Source organism: Mesorhizobium sp. WSM4898 (assembly GCF_029625845.1).
In the GTDB taxonomy this organism is placed as follows: Bacteria; Pseudomonadota; Alphaproteobacteria; order Rhizobiales; family Rhizobiaceae; genus Mesorhizobium.
The window spans coordinates 477,382-499,905 of the sequence record NZ_JARTVQ010000003.1 but is presented as its reverse complement, the minus strand read 5'-3'; the positions used below and the strand labels follow the sequence as shown (position 1 = coordinate 499,905).

At 62.2% G+C, this 22,524-nt stretch carries 26 protein-coding genes; 11 read left to right on the top strand and 15 right to left on the bottom strand.

Going from position 1 to position 22,524, the window contains the following annotated elements:
* Positions 1-2 precede the first annotated feature (2 nt).
* The 4 genes from P9228_RS17155 to P9228_RS17140 all read left to right on the top strand — a co-directional run bounded on the left by P9228_RS17155 (position 3) and on the right by P9228_RS17140 (position 2,745).
* Positions 3-719 (top strand): Bax inhibitor-1/YccA family protein, encoded by a 717-nt coding sequence (locus tag P9228_RS17155; RefSeq protein WP_066989741.1) that lies wholly within the window; start codon positions 3-5, stop codon positions 717-719.
* A gap of 207 nt (positions 720-926) precedes the next feature.
* The gene (locus P9228_RS17150) at positions 927-1,802 is read left to right on the top strand and encodes an aldose 1-epimerase family protein (RefSeq protein WP_278054485.1); all 876 of its coding nucleotides are present in this window, start codon (positions 927-929) and stop codon (positions 1,800-1,802) included.
* Between the two features lie 3 nt (positions 1,803-1,805).
* Complete coding sequence (locus P9228_RS17145; RefSeq protein ID WP_127240453.1) at positions 1,806-2,216, top strand: hypothetical protein; 411 nt, start codon at positions 1,806-1,808, stop codon at positions 2,214-2,216.
* A 136-nt stretch (positions 2,217-2,352) separates the two neighbouring features.
* A complete protein-coding gene (locus P9228_RS17140; protein ID WP_095825420.1) occupies positions 2,353-2,745 on the top strand; it encodes a GFA family protein in 393 nt (130 codons plus the stop codon).
* Positions 2,746-2,768: 23 nt separating this feature from the next.
* Here the strand turns inward: P9228_RS17140 and P9228_RS17135 are convergent, their stop codons facing one another.
* Entirely contained in the window at positions 2,769-4,286 is a 1,518-nt protein-coding gene (locus tag P9228_RS17135) for a winged helix-turn-helix domain-containing protein (RefSeq protein WP_278054482.1), read from the bottom strand.
* 202 nt (positions 4,287-4,488) lie between these two features.
* On the opposite strand from P9228_RS17135, the gene P9228_RS17130 reads away from it, so the two are divergent.
* The gene (locus P9228_RS17130; RefSeq protein ID WP_067321326.1) at positions 4,489-4,725 is read left to right on the top strand and encodes a hypothetical protein; all 237 of its coding nucleotides are present in this window, start codon (positions 4,489-4,491) and stop codon (positions 4,723-4,725) included.
* A 127-nt stretch (positions 4,726-4,852) separates the two neighbouring features.
* Here P9228_RS17130 and P9228_RS17125 read toward each other — a convergent pair whose 3' ends face one another.
* From P9228_RS17125 to P9228_RS17075, 11 genes are all read right to left on the bottom strand, one after another.
* On the bottom strand, positions 4,853-5,764 hold the full coding sequence (locus P9228_RS17125; protein ID WP_127240454.1) for an agmatinase: 912 nt from the start codon (positions 5,762-5,764) through the stop codon (positions 4,853-4,855).
* Between the two features lie 137 nt (positions 5,765-5,901).
* A complete protein-coding gene (locus P9228_RS17120; protein ID WP_278054479.1) occupies positions 5,902-6,510 on the bottom strand; it encodes a chloramphenicol phosphotransferase in 609 nt (202 codons plus the stop codon).
* A gap of 66 nt (positions 6,511-6,576) precedes the next feature.
* The gene (locus P9228_RS17115) at positions 6,577-7,398 is read right to left on the bottom strand and encodes an MBL fold metallo-hydrolase (protein WP_127325303.1); all 822 of its coding nucleotides are present in this window, start codon (positions 7,396-7,398) and stop codon (positions 6,577-6,579) included.
* A gap of 1 nt (position 7,399) precedes the next feature.
* Positions 7,400-8,194 (bottom strand): TatD family hydrolase, encoded by a 795-nt coding sequence (locus P9228_RS17110; RefSeq protein ID WP_127325304.1) that lies wholly within the window; start codon positions 8,192-8,194, stop codon positions 7,400-7,402.
* Entirely contained in the window at positions 8,194-9,741 is a 1,548-nt protein-coding gene (metG, locus tag P9228_RS17105) for a methionine--tRNA ligase (RefSeq protein WP_127325305.1), read from the bottom strand. Before metG ends, P9228_RS17110 begins: the two co-directional genes overlap by 1 nt.
* A gap of 134 nt (positions 9,742-9,875) precedes the next feature.
* Entirely contained in the window at positions 9,876-10,931 is a 1,056-nt protein-coding gene (locus P9228_RS17100; protein WP_278054475.1) for a DNA polymerase III subunit delta', read from the bottom strand.
* The gene (gene tmk / locus P9228_RS17095; RefSeq protein ID WP_127248207.1) at positions 10,928-11,602 is read right to left on the bottom strand and encodes a dTMP kinase; all 675 of its coding nucleotides are present in this window, start codon (positions 11,600-11,602) and stop codon (positions 10,928-10,930) included. The genes P9228_RS17100 and tmk overlap by 4 nt, the downstream gene beginning before the upstream one ends.
* A gap of 72 nt (positions 11,603-11,674) precedes the next feature.
* Positions 11,675-12,853, bottom strand: coding sequence for a D-alanyl-D-alanine carboxypeptidase family protein (locus P9228_RS17090; protein WP_278054472.1), 1,179 nt, complete (start codon positions 12,851-12,853; stop codon positions 11,675-11,677).
* An 83-nt stretch (positions 12,854-12,936) separates the two neighbouring features.
* Positions 12,937-14,205, bottom strand: coding sequence for a septal ring lytic transglycosylase RlpA family protein (locus P9228_RS17085; RefSeq protein ID WP_067321299.1), 1,269 nt, complete (start codon positions 14,203-14,205; stop codon positions 12,937-12,939).
* A 1,313-nt stretch (positions 14,206-15,518) separates the two neighbouring features.
* Complete coding sequence (locus P9228_RS17080; protein ID WP_278054469.1) at positions 15,519-16,298, bottom strand: hypothetical protein; 780 nt, start codon at positions 16,296-16,298, stop codon at positions 15,519-15,521.
* 112 nt (positions 16,299-16,410) lie between these two features.
* The gene (locus P9228_RS17075; protein WP_278054467.1) at positions 16,411-17,145 is read right to left on the bottom strand and encodes a hypothetical protein; all 735 of its coding nucleotides are present in this window, start codon (positions 17,143-17,145) and stop codon (positions 16,411-16,413) included.
* An 80-nt stretch (positions 17,146-17,225) separates the two neighbouring features.
* Here P9228_RS17075 and P9228_RS17070 point away from each other — a divergent pair, with 80 nt between their 5' ends.
* Complete coding sequence (locus tag P9228_RS17070) at positions 17,226-17,477, top strand: helix-turn-helix transcriptional regulator (protein ID WP_278054948.1); 252 nt, start codon at positions 17,226-17,228, stop codon at positions 17,475-17,477.
* Between the two features lie 24 nt (positions 17,478-17,501).
* Here the strand turns inward: P9228_RS17070 and P9228_RS17065 are convergent, their stop codons facing one another.
* A complete protein-coding gene (locus P9228_RS17065; protein WP_278054466.1) occupies positions 17,502-17,945 on the bottom strand; it encodes a thermonuclease family protein in 444 nt (147 codons plus the stop codon).
* Positions 17,946-18,134: 189 nt separating this feature from the next.
* Here P9228_RS17065 and P9228_RS17060 point away from each other — a divergent pair, with 189 nt between their 5' ends.
* From P9228_RS17060 to P9228_RS17050, 3 genes are read left to right on the top strand one after another with little or no spacing between them, the layout of a single operon-like run.
* Positions 18,135-18,431 (top strand): hypothetical protein, encoded by a 297-nt coding sequence (locus P9228_RS17060; RefSeq protein WP_278054465.1) that lies wholly within the window; start codon positions 18,135-18,137, stop codon positions 18,429-18,431.
* A gap of 5 nt (positions 18,432-18,436) precedes the next feature.
* The gene (locus P9228_RS17055) at positions 18,437-18,736 is read left to right on the top strand and encodes an FxLYD domain-containing protein (protein WP_278054464.1); all 300 of its coding nucleotides are present in this window, start codon (positions 18,437-18,439) and stop codon (positions 18,734-18,736) included.
* A gap of 1 nt (position 18,737) precedes the next feature.
* Positions 18,738-18,944, top strand: coding sequence for a hypothetical protein (locus P9228_RS17050; RefSeq protein WP_278054462.1), 207 nt, complete (start codon positions 18,738-18,740; stop codon positions 18,942-18,944).
* A 210-nt stretch (positions 18,945-19,154) separates the two neighbouring features.
* Here the strand turns inward: P9228_RS17050 and P9228_RS17045 are convergent, their stop codons facing one another.
* Positions 19,155-19,574 (bottom strand): hypothetical protein, encoded by a 420-nt coding sequence (locus P9228_RS17045; protein WP_278054461.1) that lies wholly within the window; start codon positions 19,572-19,574, stop codon positions 19,155-19,157.
* A gap of 250 nt (positions 19,575-19,824) precedes the next feature.
* Here P9228_RS17045 and P9228_RS17040 point away from each other — a divergent pair, with 250 nt between their 5' ends.
* Together P9228_RS17040 and P9228_RS17035 are read left to right on the top strand one after the other, a co-directional pair.
* Complete coding sequence (locus tag P9228_RS17040; protein ID WP_278054459.1) at positions 19,825-20,124, top strand: helix-turn-helix transcriptional regulator; 300 nt, start codon at positions 19,825-19,827, stop codon at positions 20,122-20,124.
* 660 nt (positions 20,125-20,784) lie between these two features.
* Complete coding sequence (locus tag P9228_RS17035) at positions 20,785-20,943, top strand: hypothetical protein (protein ID WP_278054458.1); 159 nt, start codon at positions 20,785-20,787, stop codon at positions 20,941-20,943.
* Between the two features lie 27 nt (positions 20,944-20,970).
* Here P9228_RS17035 and P9228_RS17030 read toward each other — a convergent pair whose 3' ends face one another.
* Complete coding sequence (locus tag P9228_RS17030) at positions 20,971-22,515, bottom strand: Ig domain-containing protein (protein ID WP_278054457.1); 1,545 nt, start codon at positions 22,513-22,515, stop codon at positions 20,971-20,973.
* Positions 22,516-22,524 lie beyond the last annotated feature (9 nt).

Genomic DNA, 22,524 nt, shown 5'->3' with positions numbered 1-22,524 from the left:
AAATGAACAGCCCTAATCTTGGATACCGAATGGGCACCGGCGTCCGGGCCGGTGCCGTCTATGACGAGGGCCTGCGCCGGCACATGCTGCGCGTCTACAACTATATGGGCCTCGGGCTCGTCGTCACTGGCCTCGTCGCCCTTGTTGTGGCCTCGACGCCGGCGCTCTACGTCCCGATCTTCTCCACGCCGCTGAAATGGGTGGTGATGCTGGCGCCGCTCGCCTTCGTCATGTTCTTCTCCTTCAAGATGCAGACGATGTCGGCGGCGAGCGCGCAGGCGATGTTCTGGGCCTTCTGCGCGGTCATGGGCCTGTCGCTGGCTTCCGTGTTCCTGGTGTTCACCGGCACCAGCATCGCGCGCACCTTCTTCATCGCCGCCACCATGTTCGGCGCCACCAGCCTCTACGGCTACACGACCAGGCGCGACCTGACGCAGTTCTCGTCCTTCCTGATCATGGGCCTGATCGGCGTGGTGATCGCGAGCCTCGTCAACCTGTTCCTCGGCTCGACCGCGCTGCAGTTCGCCATCTCCGTGATCGGCATTGCGGTCTTCATCGGCCTGACCGCCTGGGACACGCAGACGATCAAGGAGCAGTATGCCGAGAATTTCGACGCGGAATCGCAACAGAAGCTCGCCGTCTTCGGCGCCTTCTCGCTGTATCTGAACTTCATCAACATCTTCCAGCTTTTGCTGAATTTCACCGGCGAGCGCGAATAGTCCGGACCGTAGCAGGCAACAGCTTCGTACCGTGGCCGACGGGTAAACCGCTGGCCACGGTTTGTCTTTTGGCATCGTGTCTGGCGTGGCAACGCTGTCGGTCGTTTGCGGCGGCTGCTTGAGGGGATGCCGCACTGCCTGCTGCCCTTGAGTTCAGGCGAGGCCTTTTGCTAGCCTGCCGGCCCGACCAGCCAGTCGCGAGGACGCATGGAACAGCTGACGCTTGACGGTGACGGCATCTCGGCGACCATCGTCGGGCAGGGGGCGGAGCTGGTCTCCTTGCGCGATGCCGAAGGCACGCAACTTCTGTGGCAGGCGGGGCCTGAATGGCGGCGTCATTCGCCGGTGCTGTTTCCGATAGTCGGCCGGCTGAAAGGCGACCAGTTGCGCCATCGCGGCAAAGCCTATCCAATGACACAGCATGGCTTCGCCCGCGACAGGCGCTTTGCCTGGGCGGAGCAGGGACCTTCCTCTTGCACGCTGGTCCTGACCGATGACACCGAGACCCGCACCCGCTACCCATTCGCCTTTCGGCTGGCCATAAGCTACAGCCTCGGCCCCAGCCAGCTTGGCGTGACCTTCGAGGTCGCCAACACAGGCGACGAGGTGCTGCCGGCCTCGGTCGGTGCCCACCCGGCCTTCAACTGGCCTTTGCTGCCGGAATTGCCCAAGGAAGCCTACCGGCTGACCTTTGCCGACGATGAACCCGCTCCGATACGGCGCCTGAAGGACGGGCTCATGCTGGCGACGCCGCAGCCAACGCCCGTCGAGGGCAAGACGCTTGCCCTCTCCGAGCGGCTGTTCGATGACGACGCCGTCATTCTGGACCGGCCCGCCAGCACCAGCGTGCGCTATGCCGCCGGGCGGGGGCCGGCGATCGAAATGTCGTGGCAGGGATTCAACGAATTGGGCATCTGGTCCAAGCCCGGCGGCGCGCCGTTCCTCTGCATCGAGCCCTGGCATGGCGTTGCAAGCCCGGTCGATTTCGACGGCGAATTCGCCGACAAGCCGGGCGTGATGCTGATCCCGCCAGGCGCCAAGCGCAAGTTGACCTACCGGATCACCATCAGCCGGGATGCGTGAGGCATGGCGTTCGCGATCAAGGCCGAGGTCAAGGATCCGCTGGCCGAGACATTCTCATTCGCGGCGCAGAAAACCATGTATGGCGGCAAGCATATCGCCGAAGGCGACACGATCTTTGTGTTCGCCAGCGAAAACGAAGCCGGACAGGGGCTGGTCGCACGGGGCGTTGTCACGTCATCCGAGGCCATTCCCAAAAGATCCGACCGCGAACGGCAGACGCCGCGCGTCAGTGTTGCCATCCGCCGCACCGCATTGGCAACGCGGCGATTGGGTCGGGACGAGCTCAAGCGGTTCAAGGACTGGAGCGATGGCAGGCCTGAGACCGAGCTCAACTTCAAATTCTATCGCCAGGCGACGAACAAGATCGTCAGCCTCTCGCATGGGACGGCGGCTTTTCTCGATGGGTTTTTCTAAGACGGCAAGCCACGGATCAAATCGATCTCTATGGAATCCGGCTTTTGAGAGCCACGCAAGCGAGACGTCTCAGCCTTGGACGCCTGGGCGAGTTCGCTGCTAACGTTCCACCGCACGGCTTTGAAGGAGACGCAACATGGACCGATTCACCGGCGGCTGCCTGTGTCGCAATGTCCGACTTGTGGCGTCGGGCCGCCCATACAGGGTCTGCATCTGCCATTGTCTCGATTGCCGCAAACATCATGGCGCGCTCTTTTATGCTTCGGCGGTATTCCCTCAGGACGCGGTTACGATCGACGGTGAGACGCGCGACTATGCCGGGCGGTTTTTCTGTCCGCGCTGCGGTTCGTCCGTTTTCGCACGCACCGCGGACGAGATCGAAGTGCATCTCGGGACCCTGGACGCCCCAGACCAGCTAGCCCCGACCTACGAAAGCTGGATCATCCGTCGCGAGTCGTGGCTGCCGCCGTTTCCAGTCAGCAAGCGATACGAGCGCGATCGCGAGGCGACGAGCCGCTTCGAAGAATAGGTCGCGCCATTCCTTTCTGGCCGTCAGTCCGGAAGCCCGGCCTTGCGGAACCCGTCAACGAAATGCTCGAGCATCGCGTCGTCGCGGAACGGCTCGGTCCAGACCCAGTGGCTGGTCGTGAAATGCGGGTTGGCGATAAGGAACATCTCGACCTCCGCGCGCGCCTCTTCGAACCGGCCGAGCTGCGCAAGGCTTGCCGCCAGGAAACGGCGTGAGCTGGTCCGATAGGTCTCGTCCCGGCGCAGCGTCTCGATGGCGGCTTCATAGTCGCGGGCCGCATATTGCGCGGCGCCGAGCGTGAGATAGTACCAACTCGGCGGAAACGGGTTCAGCCGGAACGCCTTGCGAATGTGCTCAAGGCCTTCCTCGATCCGCCCGGCAAGGACCTCGATATCGGACAATGTCGCCCAGGCGTCGGCCTCGTTCGGATCGAGCTCGAACGCTCTGGCGAATTCGGCATCCGCCTCGCCGAAGCGATGCTCATAGGCAAGCAGGTTGGCAAGCACCCAGCGGCAGCCGGCGTCGTTGGGGTCGATCGTCACGGCTTTGCGGGCCAGCTCCAAGGCAATGCTCCGGTTGGGGTGGACGGGCTCGCCCCAATGCACCCATCCCATCCAATGGTTCATGGCGAGCCAGCGATAGGCCTCGGCATATTCCGGATCGAGCGAGACCGCGCGCGTCAGCATCAGATGCGCCTCCCGCGCCGTCTGAGGCGAGTCGTCGATCAGTTTTCGCGCCCGCACGCACAAATCGTAGGCCTCGAGATTCTTGGGCCGATTGCGCGGCGGCTGCGTGCGCAGCCGGCCGAGCAGCGCCTCCACGATCTTGGCCGTTACCTCGTCCTGGACGGCAAAAATATCTTCCAGACTGCGATCGAAGCGTTCCGCCCACAGATGTTCACCGCTCACCGCGTCAACAAGCTGCGCGTTGATGCGCACACGCCCCGCGGCGCGCCTTGCGCTCCCCTCAAGCAGGTAACGCACGCCAAGGTCCTCGGCGATCGCGCGCACATCCATCGACTTTCCCTTGTAGACGAAGACCGAGTTGCGCGCGATGACGAACAGTCCCGCGTTCCTGGACAGGTCAGTGATCAGGTCTTCGGTCAACCCGTCCGCGAAGGATTCCTGCTCGGGATCATTGCCGAAATTGACGAAGGGCAGCACGGCTATCGAAGGCTTGCCGGGCAGTGGCAAAGGTTTTCGTTTCGTCTCGCCAAGCTGTTCGATGACCCCCGTGAAGCGATAGCCGACGCGCGGCACCGTAGCGATCCATTCACCGCCGTCGGCGGCGGGGCCGAGCAGCTTTCTGAGCTGCGCGATCTGGACGGTGAGGTTGCCTTCCTCGACGGCCGTGCCCGGCCATGCCGCGTCCATCAGCTCGGCCTTGGCCAGGATTTCGCCGGGACGTTCCACGAGCGCGGCAAGCAGCTTCAGCCCCCGATAGCCGGCGGCCACGGGGACATCGTTCCGAAGCAACGTTCCCGCAGCTGAATCAAGCACGTACGGGCCGAAGGCAAAGCGCGATCCCTGCATGCGGCGCATCTATAGAGCAATTCCAGGAAAAGTGTGAGACGGGTAGAGCAGTTCGTCATGTCCGATGAACCGCTCAGGCCGATTTGGAAGTTTTGAGAACTATTTGGATGCGCTTAATTACGGCGCAGCCCGCATCCTGCAGAATCCAACCTCATTCAGGTGGAAGGCCCCAACTCGAAAAGCATGGGGCCGCAAACCATAGGAGGTTGCCATGAACGACACGTTTGCATCGATCCCGCAGCTGGCAACGCTGGTCGGGCAGGCATCGCGCCGGCGCTACAGCCTGCAGACCCTGCGAGGCATGATCGCAGCCCGGCGCGAGCAGATACGGTTTCGCTGGGATCTGAAGCGGATATCAGAGGCCAACCCGCATCTGATCGACGATATCGGACTGACGAAAGAGCAGGCCGAGGAAGAGATCGCCAAGCTGCCCTTCTGGCAAAGATAAACGCGGATGTGGCGTCAACGCTGATGCCGGCAGCGCAGTCCCACCGGGTAGGGAGGTCCTGCATGAGCTCGAAGCGACATCGGTCGGCCATAACGGGGAATCTCGTCGGGGCTTCAGGCCATCTGAGTTAAACCTGCCGGACGACAGTGCCGATGACATTGACGAGAAGCCGGGCTGCAGTCAGCGCCGACAGGCCGTCAAGGTCGGCAGGCGGATAGAATTCGACCAGATCAAATCCTGCGATCCTGGCCCGCTTGCCGAGGCCGGCGATCAGGTCGATCGCCTGGGTGTAGGTGAGGCCGCCTGGCGTGCGCGCCGCCACGCCCGGCATGATGCTGGGATCGAGGCCGTCGCAGTCGAAGGTCACGACGACCCGCGCGCCGTCCGGAATGTGGCTGAGAGCTGCGTCGACGCCCTGGGCATGAAGCTCGCGGGCAGTCACAAAGCGGCTGCCATAGCGTCGCGCCGCTTCGATTTCAGCCAGGCGTGCGCTGCCGACGCTGCGCAGGCCGACTTGCACGAGGCCGGCGATATGCGGCATCTCGCTCGCCCGGCGCATCGGGCTCGAATAGCCGTAGCGTTCGCCATCGACCTCGTCGCGCCAGTCGATATGCGCGTCGATCTGCAGGATCCAGACCGGCCCGTGACCGGCAAAGCCGGCGAGAAAGGGAATTACCACGGAATCGTCACCGCCGAGCAGGATCGGCACGGCCGACGCGGCCAGGACCTCGCGCGTCTTCGCTTCGATCCGCGCCCGGTTTCCCTCATTGTCGTGCATGACCGTCGAGATGTTGCCGGCATCGACGCAGCAGACCGGCTTGCCGTCGAACAATGGACCGCCGAGATCTAAATCCCAATGCTCGACCAGCGGCGCATCGTCCTGGCTCGCAGCGCGGATGGCGTTGGCGGCCAGAGCATGGCCGCTGCTGTCCTTTCGCGGATAGGTGCTGCCATGACCGGCACCGTAGATCACCATGCGAGGCACGCGGCCTCCGGCGAGGCAATCGGGAAAGCCAAGAAAGGAAGATGAAGAGGTCATTGTTCAATAGTCCGAATGTGAGCGCTCGCAGCGAGGGCACGTCGATAAGATCGCTTTATCGCCTCTACATGATCCATATCAGAAAGTCGCATAAGATAGATTATGGAACTTACGTATGTAGCACGAAGCTGGTTTTGCTACGCCTCTGAAGCGCGCACGGAAAGCCCAGGAGAACCGTCAACGCGGTCCTTGATGTGTTCGTGAATCCTTGTAGCCGCCTCCGCCGCGCTGATCGCTGTTACGTCGATCGTCAGGCTGTTCGGGTGCTTCGGGTCAAGGACAGCGACTGTCCGGCTGCGGTGGCGCGCCGCTTCCGGATCGATAGACTTGAGACGGTCACGTCGAGTTGGCGACATCACGCGACGAACCAGTTCGGCCTCTTCGCAAAGCAAGCGCACAGGCACGAAGTGAGCGCCTCGTCGATCCGGCGCATCTTTCATCTGCTGGTAGGACGCCAGGCTTCTCGCGTCTCCTTGGATGCCGGAGTTCGTGAAGATGAAGTTGGCGGCGGGAGGACAAAGTGTTGCGACGGTGTCCAAGACAGCCTGACGGACCTTGGCGGTCTGCTCCCAGACGGCATCAGGCAACGTGCGGCGACCGTCATCGGCAAGCAGTGCCAATATAGGATTGTTGATCCAGTGATTGTCGATGACCTGGCCGGAAAGTGCCGTTACGAGTTCCCGTGCGATCGTCAGCTTGCCGACGCCAGGGAAACCGAGCAGCAGAACAAACACATTCTGAACCATCGACCAGTTTCCGAAGCACCAAAGAGAATCGGATTGACGACTAAGCGCCAAAGTGAACAGGCGTCTTTATCGCACTGATTCACAAGGAATTTCGATCGTCATGCCGTCATAGGCCGGCACCACGTGGTCCGGCGTCTCGGCCATCACGGCGGCATAGTCCAGCGGCACATGCATATGCGTCAGCACCGCGTTTTTCGGCGAGAGCTTCTCGATCCAGTCCAGTGCCTCGGCAAGCGACAGATGGCTCGGATGGCTGTTGTACTGCAGCGCGTCGATAACCAGCACGTCAAGGTCTTCAAGGCGTCCCGCGGTGGCAGCTGGAAAGTCGCTGATATCGGGGCAATAGGCGATCCCGCCAATGCGGAAACCGAGCGAAATGATGTCGCCATGGATCTGCGGCAGCGGCTCAAGGGTGAGGGGACCCCCCTCGCCTTCGATCACCACCGGCCTGGCATGGTCTATGAGATGCGGCCTTACGATCGGTGGATAGGAACTGCCCGGGGGCGTCTCGAAGCAGTAGCCGAACGCCTGGCGCAGCCGCAGCATGGTCGGCTGGTCGGCATGGATATCGATACGACGGCGTTGCTCGAGCACGAAGCCGCGCAGATCATCGATGCCGTGAATGTGGTCGGCATGCGGATGGGTATAAACCACCGCGTTGATGTGCTTGACCGAAGCAAGCAGCATCTGGGCACGGAAATCCGGTCCGGTGTCGATGACGACGGTGGTGCGGCCGCCATTCCCTGCGATCCGCTCGACAAGAGCAGCCGTGCGCATGCGGCGGTTCTTCGGATTGGCCGGATCGCAATTGCCCCAGTCGCCGGTGATGCGCGGCGTACCGGGCGACGAGCCGCAGCCGAGAATGGTGAGGCGCAGCTGGTCGCCCATGTCAGGCCGCCGTCACGTCCGGTCGCGGCATCTTGGCAAACAGCCGGAAGACATTCTCGGTGGTGATGTCGGCGATCTCCGCCTCGCTGACGCCGATGGTCTCGGCCAGCACCTTCGCCGTATTCGCGACATAGGCGGGCTCATTGCGTTTTCCCCGATGCGGGATTGGCGCAAGATAAGGCGCGTCGGTCTCGACCAGCAGCCGTTCGCGCGGCACATCTGCGGCAATCGCGCGCAACTCGGTCGAGTTCTTGAAGGTCAGGATGCCTGAGAAGGAGACATAGCCGCCCAGCGCCACGCCGACTTCCGCCAGCCGACGCCCGGACGAAAAACAATGCAGGATGAAGGGGAAAGCGCCCTTCCCTGTCTCCTCCTCGAGAATCGCCGCCATGTCGCCGTCGGCGTCGCGCGAATGGATGACCAGCGGCAGGCCGGTCCGGCGCGCGGCGGCGATGTGAGTGCGGAAGCCTTGCGCCTGTGCCTCGCGCGGCGCACGGTCGTAGAAATAGTCCAGGCCGGCTTCGCCGATCGCCACCACCTTGGGATGGTCGGAAAGCCGTACCAGCTCCTCTGCGGTCACATCGAGCTCTTCCGCCGCATTGTGCGGATGAGTACCAACTGAGCAATAGACCTCTCTAAAAGCTTCAGCGATTTGAAGGAGTTGCTGAAAACGCTTCACGCGCGTTGAGATCGTCACCATGCGGCCGATCCCGGCTGCGAGAGCGCGGGCGACGATAGCCGCCCGCTCCTCGGCAAAATCCGGAAAATCGAGATGGCAGTGACTGTCGACAAGCATCAGGCTTTGGTGTCCTGCTCGACGTAGCGGGGAAACACGCCCTCAGGCACCGGCAGCGCCGTGCCGGGCACCAGCGCATGGTCTGCGTGGACATGCGCGAAATTGCGCTTATCCGCCGGCACAGCCAGCAGGTCGAGCAGCCTCGCCGCCGATCCGGGAATGAAGGGCAGGCAAAGCAAGGTCACGCGCCGGACAAGCTCGGCCGTCGTCCACAGCACCGTCTCCATGCGCTCCGGATCGGACTTGCGCAGCGCCCAGGGCTCCTGCGACGCGAAGTAGCGGTCGGCGTCGGCCACCACGCCGAAGATCGCCGCCAGCGCCAGATGGATGCCCTGCTCCGCCATCGCTCTGCGCGCCACCGCAAGCGCCTCCACCGCCTGGTCGAGGATCGCCGCGTCGGCTTCGGTGAGCTCGCCGCGCTTCGGCACCGTGCCGCCGCAGTTCTTGGCGATCATCGACAGCGAGCGCTGCGCCAGATTGCCGAGGCCGTTGGCGAGATCGGCATTGGTGCGGTTGACGATCGCTTCGTGACTGTAGCTGCCGTCCTGCCCGAACGGCACCTCGCGCAGGAAGAAATAGCGTACCTGGTCGAGCCCGTAATGCTCGATCATCGCGAACGGATCGACGACATTGCCGACCGATTTGGACATCTTCTCGCCGCGGTTGAACAGGAAGCCGTGGGCGAACACGCGCTTCGGCAATTCTATGCCGGCCGACATCAGGAAGGCCGGCCAGTAGACCGCGTGGAAGCGCACGATGTCCTTGCCGATGATATGCGTCGCCGGCCAGTAGTGCCATTGCTCGGATTTGGTGTCGGGATAGCCAGCGGCCGTGATGTAGTTGGTCAATGCGTCGACCCAGACATACATCACATGCTTGTCGTTGCCCGGTACAGGCACGCCCCATTTGAAAGTGGTGCGCGAGATCGACAGGTCCTTCAAGCCGGACTTGACGAAGCTGATCACTTCGTTACGGCGCTCCGCTGGACCGATGAAGTCTGGCCGGCTCTCATAAAGTGCCAGCAATTTGTCCTGATAGGCGGATAGCCGGAAGAAATAGCTTTCCTCCTCGTTCCATTCAACCGGCGAGCCAAGCGGCTCGCGGCGCACGCCGTCGTCGCCGAACGTGGTTTCGCTTTCGTCGAAATAGGCTTCCTGGCGGACCGAATACCAGCCGCTGTAGCGATCAAGATAAATGTCGCCATTGGCGGCCATCGCCTTCCAGATCGCTTGGCAGGATGCGTAGTGACGTTGTTCGGTCGTGCGGATGAATTCGTCGTTTGAGCCTCCGACTGTCTCGGTCATCGAGCGGAAGATTGCCGAATTGCGGTCGGCGAGCGTTATCGGCGCGATGCCTTCCTTCTCGGCTGTCTGCTGCATCTTGAGGCCATGCTCGTCGGTGCCCGTGAGGAAGAACACTTCCTTGCCGTCGAGACGCTGGAAGCGGGCCAGCGCGTCGCTGGCGATGACCGTATAGGCGTGGCCGATATGTGGCTTGCCATTCGGATAAAAAATCGGCGTGGTCAGGTAGGATTTTTCGCGTGACATGAATGAACCGTCATGAAGGTCTGAATCTGAGTTGTGGCGGTGGATAAACTATCGGCATGGCGATTGCCATCCCGATGCATGCCGCCCAAAAGTGGTGCCCGGTTTTGGGGCAGCGGCATGCACTAAGAAAACCGTCACATTCGCATCACAGAATTCAGGCGGTCGCTCATGGTCAGGGCGTGCTGCTTCTTGTCGAGATTGTAGGTCTCTGCATCAGATATCGTGTTCACGGCCTCGTGCCAAGCGTCGGACAGCGTTTTGGCCCTGGCGAGGTCGCCGGCTAAGGCCGCTTCGCTGGCAGCGGCCGACAGCAGATCGAGCGCGCGGCGGTTGAAGATATCGAATTGGATCGCCTGGTCGCGGCCGGCAACGGCTTCGGCAAGCCGATGGGCAGCGGCAATGTCCGGCTTTTGCGCCGCCACCAGCGCGTCGAGCGCGCCGGCGATTTCCAGCCCGCCATACTGGGTAAGCAGGATCGCATTGCGCGCGCTGCCCCCTGCCCGCTCGGCCAAAGCCGCGCGCGCCGACGGGTCGACCGGCGGCGGCGGCTCGATGCCTTCCAGCACAGCCATCAATTCGTCCGGCGCAAGCGGCGTCAGCCGCACCATCTGACACCGCGACCGGATCGTCGGCAAGAGGCTGCCCGGCGCATGGACGATGAGGATGAACAGGGTGCGCGCCGGAGGCTCTTCAAGATTCTTGAGCAAGGCATTGGCGGCATTGGTGTTCATGTCGTCGGCCGGATCGACGATGACGACGCGGTAGCTGCCGTCATGCGAGGTCATCGACAGGAAGCGGCTGACCTTGCGTATCTCGTCGACGGTTAGCACCGTCTTGAAGCTTTTGGTCTTGTCGTTGGCCGGACGGGTGAGATGCAGCACCGAAGGATGCGCGCCGGTAGCGATCTGGCGAAACAGCGACGAGGCCGGATCTGGAACGGCCAGCGCTTCGGGCGCAGCCGCAAAATTGGGATGTCTGAGAAGGTGGTGCGCCAGGTGGAAGGCGAGCGTGGCCTTGCCGATGCCGTGCGGCCCGGCGAGGATTAGCGCATGCGGCAGCTTGCCGGCGCGGTAAGCGGTGGCAAGCATGCCCGCCGTCTGCACGTGGCCGATCAGTCGCGACGTTTCCGACGGCTCGGGAACGCCGTCAAGCGTGTCGTGCTGTTCGGGGGCGATGCGTTCGAAGATCATGCCGGCGCCGTCTGCTTCCTTTGCACCGGCATCCGCTTTTCCAGCACCGCGAACACGGCCGCGGTGACGACGTTTTCCACCGTTTCGGGATCGGCCGACGCATCGATCACAATGCAGCGGTCCGGCTCCGCCTCGGCGATCGCCAGGAAAGCCTCCCGCCGGCGCTGGTGGATGGCCAAAGTCTCCTTCTCGAAGCGATCGGCGCTGTCGCCGGCGCCGCGCCGTGCCGCCGCGCGCTTCAGACCTTCGGCCGGATCGATGTCGAAGATCAGCGTCATGTCGGGGACCATGCCGTTGATGGCGACCGCCTCCAGCGCTTCCATGAAATCCGGATCGAGCCCGCCGGTGACGCCCTGATAGACGCGCGAGGAATCGATGAAACGGTCGCAAAGCACGATCGTGCCGCGCTCGACCGCCGGCCGGATCACTTGCTCGACATGGTCGGAGCGTGCGGCGGCGAAGAGGATCGCCTCCATCTTCGGGCCGAAGGGCTCGGCGGCCCCGGACAGAAGCACATGTCTCACCGCCTCGGCGCCCGGCGAGCCGCCTGGCTCGCGTGTCACCAGAACCTCGTATTTCTTGGCGCGCATGCGCCGTGCCAGCCGCTCGATCTGCGTCGACTTGCCGGCTCCTTCGCCGCCTTCGAAGGTGATGAAAAATCCGCTCGCCAATCGTGAATGCCTTCGCCCGTGCTGGCCGCTGTCATAGCTCCCGTCCGGCAAAAGGTCCACGAGCCTGCCCGATCACAAATGTTTCTGACGCAGCCAGCCGACAGCCAGTTCCTTGGCGGCGTCAAGCGCACGCCGCGGCAACGTCCCGACCTTCACCGCCTCGGCGGCGAAAAGCGGCGTTCGCTGGCTGAGCGTGTCGCCTATCCAAACGCGCAGCTCCCCGACCGGTTGCCCCTCCTCCACCGGCGCCGCCACCGGACCGTCATAGACAATTCTGGCGGTCAGCTTGTCGCGGTTGGTTATCGGCAGAAAGATGTCCACCGGGCCCTTGGCTTTCAAGGCCACGCCGGATTTGGCGCCGCCGAAGACTTCGGCTTCGCCGACGACCTCATCCTTGGCGAAGATCTCCGTCTTCTGGAAGGAGCGCGACCCCCAGTCTAGCAGCTTGCGCGCCTCCTCGGAGCGTTCCCGGTCGCTCGCCAGACCGCTCAGCGCCGCGATCACCCGAATGCCGTTGTGGCTGACCGTGCCGACAATGCCGAAGCCGGCGGACTCGCTCGCCCCGGCCACGAAGCCGTCGGCATCGATCCCCATGGCCAAAAGCGGATTGCGGTTCCGCTGGGAGATCTTGTTCCAGGTGAAGTCGGGCTGGCCGTAATAGTGGAAGAACTCGGGATAGTCGCGCCAGATGTGCAGCGCCAGCATCGTGAGTTCCCGTACTGTCGTCTGCTGGCCATCTGCCGGCAACCCGGTCGAATTGACGAAGGTCGATTTCGGGAGACCAAGCTCGCGGGCACGCTCCGTCATCTGCGCGGCGAAATTCGCCTCCGAGCCCGCCATGCCTTCGGCAAGCACAATGCAGCCGTCATTGGCGGCCTGCACGGTCACGCCCTGGATCAGATCCTCGACACGGACCGCCGATTTGAGCTTGGCAAACATCGTCGAGGTGCCCGACGGCGCGCCGCCGGTGCGCCAGGCGTTTTCGCTGACCACGAAAGTATCGTCGAGCGTGATCCGCTTCGATTTGATGGCGTTGAAGACCACCTCCATAGTCATCAGCTTGGCCATCGAAGCCGGCGGGATCGGCTTGTCGGCATCCTTGGCGAAAAGCACCGTGCCGGTATCGGCGTCGATCATGAAGGCCTGGGCCGCCTTGGTCTCGAAAAGCTGCGCGCCGGCCGGGGATGCCCAAAGCAGTATCAGCGCCAGGCCTAGTAATCCGGCGAAAGGCTGAAAGATGCGGAACTGCATGAAATATCGACCCACTTAGCCGTGCTGGCGTCGACAAGCTATCAGGGTTCTTTCCGCTGGATCAACGGCGGGGGCGAAATTGATCAGTTTCGCACAACCAATGCGTCCGGCGCGCCGTGCGACCAGGCCGCCTGCAGCAGGTCGTCGATGCTGCCATGGCCATCCGGATAGACGTTGACCGCGTACCAGTCGTTGCCGTCGAGCTCGGTGCGCTGGATTTCAGTCCTGCCAAACGGCTCGAGCGCCGCCGCCACGCGGCTTGCCTGCGCCGCATTGTCAAAAGAGCCGGCGGCCACATAATCGGAGGCCGGCGCCTGTTCCTGGCCGTTCGACTTCTTCCACGACTGGAGGATGTCGGCCGGCGACATACCGCTGCCGTCGAGGGCGGCAAAGACGTCGGCGTGATTGACGCGCTCATCCGCGTAGGACAGCGACGCCATGGCAAAAGGCGAGTTCGGCGGCAGCCTGAACTGCGGCCGCTCCGGCACGATCGGCCCGAAATCCGGCAGCACGACATCGCTGGCGCCCTGCGCTTGCCCCGACATCGCCGGTTGCGCGGCGGGCTGCTCCGACAGACCGGGCTGCGTGCCAAAAGCCTGCCCAGAACTGGTCAGCTGGCCGGGGAACGGCACGGCCGCTGGAGGTGCATCGCTCATCGACAGGCTGGGCGACGGGCCGTTCATGGCCACCATCACGCCCGTCGGCAAGCCGTCGGACGGATCGGGCCGGCTGCTGCCGGGACGGTAGGAAGCCATCAGATACTGGTCATCATTGCCGTCGAGAGGCGCCCGACCGACATATTCGACCTTCACCCTTGCCGTGCCGACCTTGCCATAGTCAAGCATTTGCGCGGCACGTTCCGAGACGTCGATGATGCGGCCCTCATGGTATGGGCCGCGGTCGTTGACGCGCACGATGATCGAACTGCCGGTCTCGAGATTGGTGACGCGGGCATAGCTCGGCAGCGGCATTGTCGGGTGCGCCGCCGTCAGTTGCATCGTGTCATAGACTTCGCCGTTGGCGGTCAGCCGGCCGTGGAAGGCATCGCCATACCAGGAAGCCAGGCCCACCTTGGCGTACTTCTTATCTTCCTTGGGATAGTACCACTTGCCGCGCACCTGGTACGGCTTGCCGAGCTGGTCGCGGCCGCCGCCGCGCCGCATGAAGGCAACGCGCGGGCTCGCCTTCACGCCATATTCGGACTCGGCGAAATACTCCTTGGAGCGCGGCCGCTTGTCGACCATGCCTTTCGGTTGCGGCGTCGACGTACAGCCGGCAAGCAGCACCGCCGAGAGGGCGCACAGCACGAAGGCAGGAGCGCGACGAAGACGCGGGCGCGCCGAAGTCTGCATGTTTTCGATTGTCCCCTACAGTCTCGCCGCCATCAATCGGAGCCAAGCGCCCCCGAATGCAGCAACACCTTGATCCCCAATCTCTTTGTGCACAGGAAATGTTTATTACGACGTTAATCGATTATGGCCGGAACCGGGCGAGATTATGGCGGGGAAAAAACTGCCGGCGAGGATGAGCCTTGCGTGGATGAGCGCCGGATGGAGGGGCAGCTTTTTGGAGGGGGACTTCCATTTCCAACCGGCGCTCACAGCGCTGGAATTGCCCGCGCCAACCAGGAGTTTAACATGGGCGTCCGCAAGGCCTGCCTAGATCGAACGGATGAACTCGGTTCATCCATATGAGCAGTGGTTTCACGGATCAGTTGGGAGACGCTTTCGCGCCTAGCCGGAGGCGTTGCCGTCGGACTGGACAAGAAGACGCCCACCACGTTTTCCGTAGCGGGCGCTAGTTCGGGAGGAAGTGAGAGACGCTTGCGGTCTGGGTCGTCCCCTTGCCCGCTAAGGACGGTACGCCTCGTTTGGCTGGATAATAAGCGCGCTAAGGTTGAGCCGCCGCATATTCTGGTTGCGTGACATTTTCGCCACAGACATAAAAGTGCCCGGCCAACCGGGCAGCTGGGCAATGCATCGTCTGTCCCGACCGCAGGAAGGTACGTCGCGGTGGTTGACGCAGCCCTGACCGCCGCACTACAGCAATGAAGCGCGAAGGTTGGAAATGCCTCGGCGCCAATTTGGCGCCGACCATTGAAAATTGACCGATAGCGACGATCGTAGGTGGTTGAAAGACCATGATGGAGGGATGGCCGAGCGGTTTAAGGCACCGGTCTTGAAAAGTGTCGGAAGCCATCCCCGGCCGTCTTTGATGGTCCCGAATAGCCCGGATTTCCGGGCTTTTTCTTTGCCGGACAAGGCGGCCTGTTATCGCTCGTCCCGCCCCTTCCCTGCCCGTCCGGTGCCAATTGCGGTGCCAAGTCTTTGCTGCAACTATCGCAAGTCCATGAGACCATGGACGCGACCGGGAGGGGTGAAAATTGCGAGTTGCTTTGGTAGGCTTGGTTGCCATCGCCGGATGCTCAGATAGCGGCCATCCTCGATACGAAGTCTCGAACGGGTCGATTGCCGTCTACATGAATCCCGGCCAATCTCAGCCGACAACGGTCTTACTCGATCGACAGACCGGGAAGAGCTGGTACCTGACCCGAACCGCGGCCGGTGAAATTGTCTGGTTTTCGATTGAAGAGCCGTTGGGCAAAAAATGAAAAGGCCCGGAGCCGAAGCGCCGGGCCACAAACGTTGGTCAACGTTGGTAAACGTTAGAACCTCTTCGCCGCCCAATAATGCGCGCGGAGGTCCATCGCGTCGGGATCGAGCAGCGGGACCGGCAACGCGAGCGACGGATTGACCTTTGAATGAGTGAGTCCGATGTCTGCTGCAGAAACCTTCTTCTGCTCTGGAAGAAGGTTTTGATCGGCGCGGGTCGCGATCTCTCCCCTCTCCTGCGCAGCGTTCTTCAGCATCTTCTCGGCTATGGCGCGGCCAGAGCTATCACCATCAAAGGGTCCGTCAGTCTCGTCGCCATTCGGCTCCCGCTCGTCGTGCTCCCGCTCGTCGTCATGCTCGCCCCAGTCCAGCGCGTCCTCGCCCTTGCGCCAGCCAGTGCCGTGCCCGACAAAGCCGAGATCGGGCTCCAAGTCCCCTTCGGTGCCATAGCAGCCCAGGGTGCCCGTCTGCGAGCCTTCCTCCGTCCAGCCGAGCGAGTGCTCGTCGTCGCTATCGTCTGCCTGCGGCTCGTCATTGATATCGCCGCCGTGCTCGTCTTCAGCCTCTCGGTCGTCGTAGGCGCTGCCACGTCCATCCATGCAGATGCTGCTGCTGGCTTGCGGCCCGCGATCGGTCCAGCCAAGCCAAGGCTCGGCGTCGGCGCCGTCCTCCAAGTCTTCGCTGTCCGCCTCCATGAGGTCGAGCGCGGTGATGAGCGCCATGGACTGGTCCAGGAGTTCGTTTACGCGCCGCTGGACGGCCATCCGCCATTCGCGAGGATCTAGGCCATCCGGGATGCCGAAGGGCTGCAGGCTTGTGATGACGGCGTTCATGGCGCCACCTGTTCGAGCAGATGGAGTATCTGAACGAACGCGCGCCGCTTCTCTGGCGAGAGCCGGCGGAAAAGCCACAGGATTTCGATCTCCTCGGCGTTGGTGATCTTGCTCATGCCGCACCGCCTTCCACCATCCGGCGGATGTCGGCCGAGATCGACGCCAACGCTTCATTCTTCGGGAAGTCGTCCAAGCCGAGCCGATCAGACGTTCGAAGCTTGACCGCGATTCCCGCCAACGTGCTGGCTGGCGTCGCCAAGATGCGCTGGCCGATCTCCCACTCATCTGCCGCGCATGCGTCGTCCTCCTCTTCCTTGGCACTAAGGCCGAGCCTTTGCGCATGGGCAAAGCGACGCTTGGAGTAGCTATCCCATGCTGCTTGAACACGGTCCCTTTCGTCTTGCCACGCGTCAAGCCATTCCCTCACTCGCACCGGGCATAGAGCGCGCCCTTCCTCCACACTGAGATGACGGGCTTTATCCAGCCAAGCGGCTTTCATTTCCCTGATATCGTCGGGCTGAGATGCGCATTTCCAGTCGCTCGGATTGATAGGCCGAGGCCCCGCCGCTTCCTCGGCCATTTCCTCGATCTGCGCCAGATCCCGCCCGATCTGGTCCGATCGCGCCTGAAGGGCATCCATTTCCGCGTCGAGCCTGAAGAGTTCGGCGTCCGGATGGACGTCAGCCGCGTTCGATATGGCCGGCGCCGCTACAGCGCCCGCTATGGTCGGAATGGAGGCGATCGCGCCGACAAGCATGGCACGTCGGGAAAATCGCCCGGTGATGATCTGCATTCCCTCGGCAGCGGGCATAGCTTCGCCGGCTGCCGGAACGATTGTGTTCGGCATTGTGTTCTCCGTTGAGATTAGCGTATCAACGTGATACCAATGGCTCAGTGCAAGCCAATAGTCAATACTTTGGGATAATTGTGATACTAATGGACAAACTGACTGGCCGACAAATTGCTGCTGCCCGCGCTCTCGTAGGCATCACCCAGGCCGACTTGGCTGCGAAGGCGAATATTTCCGTCCCCACGCTCAAGCGCATGGAAGCCAGCCAAGGTGAAGCCGCCGGGATGGCGAACAACCTTGGCGCTGTGCGGTCGGCATTGGAATCCGTCGGAGTCGAGTTCATCCCCGAGAATGGCGGCGGCGCTGGTGTGAGGCTGAGGAAGATGTGAGTGAGCGCACTGCGGCGATAGCAGCTATGGGCGTCCGCCCCGTCTATATTCGCCGGGATCGATAAAGCTCCCGGCCCACAAGTTACGTTTGGCAATGCGGGCTTCGCGCTCTTCGGCAAGGTATCGAGTGTCGGCTACCGCCAATCCGTGTTTCACCAGGTCGCGCCCGAGATCAATGGTCCCCACGAAGCAGACGCCGACATCGTTGTCATAGCGGTCCTTGCCTTCGATGATGCAGAATACATCACCCGAGGCTATGAGATGGCGAATGTGGTCACGCGCATACCTGCCGCAGGGCCAGATCTTGTCAGCGGCATCAAAACACGGCTGCGAAAGTTCGGGGGCATCGATACCGAGCAACTGAACTCGGTTCTTGTCATGCCACAGCGTGTCGCCGTCATGAGCAAACCAGTGCTCTGCTGCGGACACGGGGCCACAGGTGAGCACCAGGGCGAGGGCGAGGGTCAATCTATACACGGCCGAGCAATGTATAGAAAAGTGGTTCGTTTTGATAGCTTGGTGCAAAAGCCATACCAGTGCGCGTTCCCCGCCGCCGCTGTCCCTACACCGCTCGGCCGCTCCCTTCGGGGAGCCCGCTTGCGCGAGTCTGCGAGTTGCGCGATGCTGTATTGGGGAAACAAGGGGAGGGCTTTTACTATGCCGCATATTGAGCGAGTCGAGGTCAGGAAGCGCGGCTTCTTTGGGACGCTGTTCTGGTGGGTGTTCTTGGCCTTCAATGGCCTCATGGGGCTGTGGATGTTCGCCGGGATCAAAGGGGCAAGCGAACAATATCAGGCAACGACCGATGCGGCCTCTCACGTCGGGACGGCGATCGGGGGCACCATTGCCGTCGGCGTGCTGCTCTGGATTTGGGTATTCGGCGACATTATTCTAGGGTTGCTGGTGCTTTTGTCTCGCGGCAAGAAGGTCACGATCGAGCGCACGGTCGGCTGATCGCCATGCTGAGCGCTATTGTTCTTATAGCGTCCGGATTGAGCGTGACCGTCGATTCACTGACGATCGACCGCCGGCAGGTGGCCAAAGCCATCGTGCGCGTCGCAAACGCAGGATCGGAAGCCTACCGGTCAGTCTATGTCGATTGTGCCTTCATGGATGGCACCGGGAAGGCGGTGCAAACTGGTGGCGCCCTGATATCCAATCTGGCTCCGGGCGAAACGGCTTTCGGGAGCGCTGATGTCGACGCGTCAGGACGAGACATTGACAGTGCAGCCTGCCGGATCGGCTTGACGCAGCCCTGAAATGGCCCCGCTCTACATCGCCGCAATCGGCCTTGTGATGGTCGCCAGCGCGGTCTGGCGCAGCCGGCAGCGCGATATAATCGGAATGGCCGCAAGCATTCTGATGGCCGCACTGTGCGCGTATGCGCTGATGCATTCACAGGGCCGGTCGGAGCCGGCGCAGACGCCAATCACCTTGCACGGACTGCGTAGCCAGATCGTCCAGTGATTTTCCGGCTTCGTCTTTATGGATGTAGCCGACATATCAGCAAGGGCGTATATAGCGTCAGCCGGCGCCGTGTTCTCGTCGGAGCCCCCGCCGGTTAGGCCCGGTGGACGCTACACACACAGTCCCAGAGCTACCGGGCCGCTCCGTTGTCATGGACATGTCAAACGCCGCCTTTGGTCTGGCAAGCGCTATTTCCGCGCCGCGTCTGACTTATGCGACCTTCAGGTTAATGACGCGCATCACCGCGACCACTGTTCCATTGTTCGTAGCAGCCTCTTTCGTACTGCCCTTGCCGCAGCTCCAAACGTCGCCTTCCTTGGCCGTGAACTTCATATCGCCGGCGGTCACTTCCAGTTCGCCTTCAGTGACCGTACAGACCATGTCGTCGGCCATCACATCCCCCAGCGGGCTGGTTCCTTTCGGCTGATAAATCACGTCTTCCATGACGATTTTCTTATACCCCTTGATATGGGAGTCTCGTGTCCCCCGCTCGACTAGCCGTACGCCAGGAAAAATCTCTTTGCCCTCAGTCGGGCCATAGGTCTTGGCCGACACCGGAGTGAACTTTGCGGCCAATAGCGGGGCGGCCAACGAGGTGGCACCAAGGGCGAGAGCATTACGTCGATTCATCTTCATAACATCCTCTCTGAGTTGGTCCGCCCTGGGTTGGGCGAACCTGATATTTTACGCGCCCGACAAGCCAAATAGTCAATGATCAGCGGCGGCGCTGGTGTGAGGCTGAGGAAATGAACGAGACCTTTTTCTGGTCGGGATTTCGCGTTCGGGGGGGGGCGCGGGGTGTGCGCGCGGGCTCACGAATATTTGAGGATCCCTGACGAAGCCGACGGCATATTTTAGGGACGTTGAATGTTCAACGCCTATGCACAGACGAGCCCTACTGTCGGGGGAACAATCAAAAGCCGCACGAGCTCTGTTGAGCTGGTCGCGAGTGCGGCTCGCTGCCAGAGCGCATATTAGCGAACCAACGATCATCGAATTTGAGAACGGGTCGAAGAACCCGAATCCCCGCCATGTTGCCGCTATCCGCCACGCCCTGGAGAATGCGGGAATTGTATTTAGCCCCGAAGGGCCAATGCTACCTGGCTCCGAATGTCCAAATGATGATCGCCAGACGGACAATAGGATGTGGCGGCGGCGGCAGACGAAACGTGTGCCCTAAGAGGCGAGTTCGGTCTTTTGGCTGAATTTCCATTTATTAGCAGACGCGCATAAACTGGCTCGCCGGCACTTACCCCTGTCGGCCAAGGCCCGGTGGCCGCCCCTAAGCCACCCAAACGGCCACCGGGCCACCTTACCGCCGGAAAGGCAAGAGCCCGCCGCCTTGAGGGATGGCGAACGGGCTCCGGGGTCTGTGCAACCCAGCGACGCGGGTCTCTGACGCGCCGCGAGCCCCAACTTGCCGATTTGTGGAATGTTCCCTTGCGCCGATAATGCGACCGAAGTCGGAGGATCTGACGCTTTGGTCCCTTTGCTGAAACATAAGGCCCGTTCCTTAGTTTGATCGATGCCGGCGAGCATGAGTCCCTTCCTTGCCGGTAGCGAGAGAGTGCCCGCCATTCCCTGCCAGGAGTGACGGGCATTTCAGGTTCCGCTGATAGACATGAAAGAGCCCGCCGGGGATTGGGGGACGCGAGCGGGCTCTTCTCCGGGGGCCTTGGAGTACCCCGACCGGCGGGAGGAGGGGGAGTTTGCCCGCCGTGCCCCCAAACTTCGTCAAATGCGAGGTGTTCCGCGATGCCGGAAATTTTTCAGACCTTGGCGCGATGACGCCATATCGAGGGGATTCACATCCGACGCGTTCCGATCTAGAATCCTGGGCATGGAACACGCTTTCGATGACATCGCTGCCGCCCTCAGAGCCTCGCCAGCGCGTCTGCGGGACCGCTACGGCGCGATTGTGCTGCGGCTCGCTGAGAGCCTCGCCACCGGCGTTGCAATCGGCATCGGCTTCGCGATCGTCCACGCTTTCGCTGGCTGAAGCCGCAACGGGCCAAGAATATCCCCGCTAAACTGCCGGAAAAGAGACCGCGACCAGCGCGGCGCCAGTGGTGCCTGACGTGTCGGCCGTGACAGAAAGCGTGGTCGAAGTGCTGTCCATCAGCGCGGCGGTGGAACTGCGCTCGTTGGCAGCTCCGGCGGGATCGAAATCAGTCATCTCGGTCAGCCCTGTCCATGTTACATTGACTGTCCTGACGTTGGCGCACAGCGCAGCCAGCACGATGCCATTGGCATCGGTGTTGAGCGATACGTTGAAGCTGTCATTACTCCCGCTGGAGTCGACCAGGCTATCGCTATCGAAGATGCTGGCATCGACCCCATAGAGCGCGAACACTGCGAACTCGACAAAGATGTTGCTGGCCGAAACGGTGACATCGACACTGCCGCTGGTGCCAGATGGATCAGCGAAATAGATGGCGGCGGAACGGTCATTGGTGGTCTTCTGGCCGCTCGCGGCATCGCCGCCTATGGTCATGGCGTCCACGCTGTGCGATGCCCCGGCGCCCGTGGCGATGATGGCGATGGCGCTTCGGGCGGTGGCTGGGCCGAAATTCACGCCAGTCAGCGTGAAGGTCGCTGCGCCCATGTGGTTTTTCTGATCCACCAGCCGGATCAGCGTGTTCCGGACCGTAATGGTGAAGGACGGCAGGTCGTCGGTGTTGCCGTCGGCATCGGTGGCGCGCACCACGATGCCCGCGGAAACGCCGGTGCCGCTGGGCGTGCCCGATATCTCGCCTGTCGATGCATTGATGCTCAAGCCAGCCGGCAGTGCGCCGAAGGCGATCGAGAAGCTGTAAGGCAGGGTACCGCCCGTCGCGCTCATCTGGGCGCTATAGGCAAGGCCAACCATTGAATCCGGCACCGGCGTGCCGGCGGCCAGTAGTGGTGTCGCCTGCGGTGGATAGAGGGTAATCGAGCGGACCAGGGTATTGTCTAGAACATATGATTCATCGCCGTCATGACCGATCAGGATCGTGTCCACCGGCGAGAAGGGATCATAGCTGACCGTTTGGGTGACGAAGGCGCCACCATCGACGGAGACAGCATATTCGCGGCTGCCGTCCCCACTGTCGCGGTTGAGGGTGGCCGTGACAATGTGGGAGCCGGTCGAGGAAAGATTGCCGCCGGTAAAGAATATGTCCGAGAAATCCTCGACGTAGGCGGTCATGGAACCGGCGCCGAAGTCTACGTCGTTCGAGGCGAGATCCTGCGAGGCGGCGTCGAGCCACATCAGATATGGACCGTCCGGGACGTTCTGATGGTTGAGTTCGATGACGACAGTGCAGCCTGCGGCGAGGCCCGCGACGAGGTCGGAAAACAGCGCTCCGATCGCCTTCGGGCGGTTGCTGTTTTCATAGGCGATCAGCATGCCGCCGTCGAAGATTTGGCCGGCATCGAACCCGCCACCCAGGATGCTTGCAACATTCCGCGACTGCCCTCCGGCGTAATAATGGCCGTTGACGAAATCGAGGAATACGGTCGCAGCCTCGGGCACCCATTCGGGCCGGTAGGGCGCGATCCGCGGGCGTTGTGACAGTGTTCCGAGCATCATCGCCAGAGT

Bases quoted from the DNA above. Each gene is read 5' to 3' on its own strand.
- P9228_RS17085 (WP_067321299.1), bottom strand. From the start codon at position 14,205: ATGCAGACTTCGGCGCGCCCGCGTCTTCGTCGCGCTCCTGCCTTCGTG.
- P9228_RS17035 (WP_278054458.1), top strand. From the start codon at position 20,785: ATGGAACACGCTTTCGATGACATCGCTGCCGCCCTCAGAGCCTCGCCA.
- P9228_RS17120 (WP_278054479.1), bottom strand. From the start codon at position 6,510: ATGGTTCAGAATGTGTTTGTTCTGCTGCTCGGTTTCCCTGGCGTCGGC.
- P9228_RS17055 (WP_278054464.1), top strand. From the start codon at position 18,437: ATGCTGAGCGCTATTGTTCTTATAGCGTCCGGATTGAGCGTGACCGTC.
- P9228_RS17110 (WP_127325304.1), bottom strand. From the start codon at position 8,194: ATGCTTGTCGACAGTCACTGCCATCTCGATTTTCCGGATTTTGCCGAG.
- P9228_RS17050 (WP_278054462.1), top strand. From the start codon at position 18,738: ATGGCCCCGCTCTACATCGCCGCAATCGGCCTTGTGATGGTCGCCAGC.
- P9228_RS17100 (WP_278054475.1), bottom strand. From the start codon at position 10,931: ATGATCTTCGAACGCATCGCCCCCGAACAGCACGACACGCTTGACGGC.
- P9228_RS17075 (WP_278054467.1), bottom strand. From the start codon at position 17,145: ATGCCGAACACAATCGTTCCGGCAGCCGGCGAAGCTATGCCCGCTGCC.
- P9228_RS17090 (WP_278054472.1), bottom strand. From the start codon at position 12,853: ATGCAGTTCCGCATCTTTCAGCCTTTCGCCGGATTACTAGGCCTGGCG.
- P9228_RS17115 (WP_127325303.1), bottom strand. From the start codon at position 7,398: ATGGGCGACCAGCTGCGCCTCACCATTCTCGGCTGCGGCTCGTCGCCC.
- P9228_RS17080 (WP_278054469.1), bottom strand. From the start codon at position 16,298: ATGAACGCCGTCATCACAAGCCTGCAGCCCTTCGGCATCCCGGATGGC.
- P9228_RS17135 (WP_278054482.1), bottom strand. From the start codon at position 4,286: ATGCGCCGCATGCAGGGATCGCGCTTTGCCTTCGGCCCGTACGTGCTT.
- P9228_RS17045 (WP_278054461.1), bottom strand. From the start codon at position 19,574: ATGAATCGACGTAATGCTCTCGCCCTTGGTGCCACCTCGTTGGCCGCC.
- P9228_RS17145 (WP_127240453.1), top strand. From the start codon at position 1,806: ATGGCGTTCGCGATCAAGGCCGAGGTCAAGGATCCGCTGGCCGAGACA.
- P9228_RS17040 (WP_278054459.1), top strand. From the start codon at position 19,825: ATGCACAGACGAGCCCTACTGTCGGGGGAACAATCAAAAGCCGCACGA.
- metG (WP_127325305.1), bottom strand. From the start codon at position 9,741: ATGTCACGCGAAAAATCCTACCTGACCACGCCGATTTTTTATCCGAAT.
- P9228_RS17130 (WP_067321326.1), top strand. From the start codon at position 4,489: ATGAACGACACGTTTGCATCGATCCCGCAGCTGGCAACGCTGGTCGGG.
- P9228_RS17150 (WP_278054485.1), top strand. From the start codon at position 927: ATGGAACAGCTGACGCTTGACGGTGACGGCATCTCGGCGACCATCGTC.
- P9228_RS17155 (WP_066989741.1), top strand. From the start codon at position 3: ATGAACAGCCCTAATCTTGGATACCGAATGGGCACCGGCGTCCGGGCC.
- P9228_RS17125 (WP_127240454.1), bottom strand. From the start codon at position 5,764: ATGACCTCTTCATCTTCCTTTCTTGGCTTTCCCGATTGCCTCGCCGGA.
- P9228_RS17060 (WP_278054465.1), top strand. From the start codon at position 18,135: ATGCCGCATATTGAGCGAGTCGAGGTCAGGAAGCGCGGCTTCTTTGGG.
- P9228_RS17140 (WP_095825420.1), top strand. From the start codon at position 2,353: ATGGACCGATTCACCGGCGGCTGCCTGTGTCGCAATGTCCGACTTGTG.
- P9228_RS17030 (WP_278054457.1), bottom strand. From the start codon at position 22,515: ATGATGCTCGGAACACTGTCACAACGCCCGCGGATCGCGCCCTACCGG.